This window comes from Vibrio sp. 1F169 (assembly GCF_041439605.1).
Taxonomy (GTDB): domain Bacteria; phylum Pseudomonadota; class Gammaproteobacteria; order Enterobacterales; family Vibrionaceae; genus Vibrio; species Vibrio tasmaniensis_A.
Map to the genome: position 1 here is coordinate 1 of NZ_JBGOOI010000151.1, position 2,239 is coordinate 2,239.

The window sequence follows — 2,239 nt, forward strand, 5'->3', positions numbered from 1 at the left end:
GCTGATCAGATCGTAGGTTCTGGATTTAGTTCCACTGAATTACGCAACAAAGCCCATAAATTGAGCCATAAATCACCTTTCCATTATGAATTTATATGTATAATGATAAACTTAATCATCAAGGTTATAAGTGATTAATTTAAGGTGCCAACAAAGTACCATCATATTAATTTTAAAACTAAAAAATATTTAGGAGTATTATGAAACGTTTGAATTTAATAGGAATTTTAGTAACATCAGTTTTAATATCTAGATCAGTTTTAGCTAGCGATACACTGCAAGAAGGTATAAACATTCCCGTTGGTGAATCAATACATATAATGAGTGATATGGTTGATAATTCAGACTTGGTTTATATAAATGCAAAGTATTGGTTAGAATCAGGAATTTATTCAAATGGCATTGAAAATGCAATTGATTTAATTGTAAATAATGGTTATCGTTATCTGGTTGATTTTAGTGAAATAGAAGGAAATAAAGAAAAAATAAAGGCAAAACATGTCTTTAGAAAGGTATTTGGTATTTCATTGGAATCTGATTATATTGCAATAACTGAACATAACCATAACGTTATGTTTACAGAGATCAAGGATAGATATGACACAAATATCCCAATTTTGAGTAAACCTGCACCAAAAAGGCAAAAACGTTCAACATCAAACACCCCAGTAGTACACTCACCGGTACCGAGTATTTCTAGATATTATAATGCGACTAAACAAATTACTGATTCTGAATGTGATATCACTTGGAACACCCAATTAGGAGATAGATCGCGGCATCTTTGTAAAAATGCTAACATTTCGCTTGTTTATAAGATAAACATGCAACGCTCCCTTGCGTTCGGAACAATCGGCTCAGCAACGCCTGATGCTAAAATAGTAAGAGTTGGCATTGATGATTCAACCACTGGCGCAGGGATTAGTCTAAACCCTGAAATATATTCGATGTACTTAGCCTCAAGAGGCATTGTTTGGCCAAGTGGTGGGATTGAATCTGAATGGGTGTCATCCGCAATAGCACAAAACTATACGTTTGAAATGATGGCATCAAATAATAAAACAAGTATTTTAAGAACCATTCCAGCAACAAATTTAAATGTAAATTATGATAAGAAGGAAGTATCAACTTTTCAATTTGGTATTGGAGGTGATGTTGGTGCAGATAAAACATCACCCAAAATTAGTCTAAATGCCAACGCGTCATGGACAGAATCCAAGTGGTTATCATATAAAACATTTGATTATGCGGTAACGAAATCGTCAAAAAGCCCTCAACATGTATCTTTCAAATGGTCTAGAGAGCAATATAATTCACCACATGCGATACAAAAAGATGAATCGCCATATGGAGTAACAGTCAGAAAAAATTATTTTGGGAGGTTACACTTAATCAATCCAATAGGGTACGCAAACTTCACACCCAAAATGGAAGTAATCTATTATTCTGAACCTGCGACCACAGGGACAACAGACATTAGTATATCCTCATCGGTTGGAATTACTGGGTATCGTTATTATTCAGAAATCCCATCTTGGGAAGTCCTAAGATATTATTATCCTAATGAAAAAGACTTTAAAATTAAAAATGTAAAAAAAGATATTAAATTCACTGTTGATTGGGATAATCCTGTATTTATTGGCGGAAAGCCGGTTAATTTACAATTGGGTAAATTTAACAATAAATGTGTAAGTGTTAATAAAAACCTCAGTGTTAATTCTGATACTTGTAATATATCCGAACTAAAGCAGTCATTTATTTTCGATACACTTAATCGATATCAGAGTACAAGCCAACCAGGTATGTGCTTGGATGCTAGTAACATTAAAAAAGTCAGCCCTTGCAGTTTAAAGCGAACACAAAGATGGAAATGGATAGATGACAAAGATGAACTAGAGAATTCATTTACTGGAAGTAGCCTTGGTTATACTGTAAATGAAGGAGAAATTAAATTAATTCCGAAAGAGAAAAAAGCTGAGGATAATATCAACTCAGTTTCAATGTTCTCGTCATACACGGATATATTTAATATGTGACATTTTTTCCCTTGAGAGTAATAACTCAAGGTTATTAAACTTACGAGTACTAAAATACGGTTCTGTCGCAAATCTAGTTAGAGGTGTGACAGGCCAACCGGCTTTGTTGCGTAATTCAATGGAACTAAATCCAGAACCTACGCTCTGCTCAGCTACATTCACTCCCTCTCGTAGCCCTATGCCTAAACCTCGTTATAAAACAA

1 protein-coding gene is annotated in these 2,239 nt (G+C 34.0%); it reads left to right on the forward strand.

Annotated elements, in window-relative coordinates; all coding sequences use genetic code 11:
* Positions 1–200 precede the first annotated feature (200 nt).
* The gene (locus ACED53_RS23250) at positions 201–2,036 is read left to right on the forward strand and encodes a leukocidin family pore-forming toxin (protein WP_017100264.1); all 1,836 of its coding nucleotides are present in this window, start codon (positions 201–203) and stop codon (positions 2,034–2,036) included.
* Positions 2,037–2,239 lie beyond the last annotated feature (203 nt).

Coding starts and splice junctions, on each gene's coding strand:
- ACED53_RS23250 (WP_017100264.1), top strand. CDS start 201: ATGAAACGTTTGAATTTAATAGGAATTTTAGTAACATCAGTTTTAATA.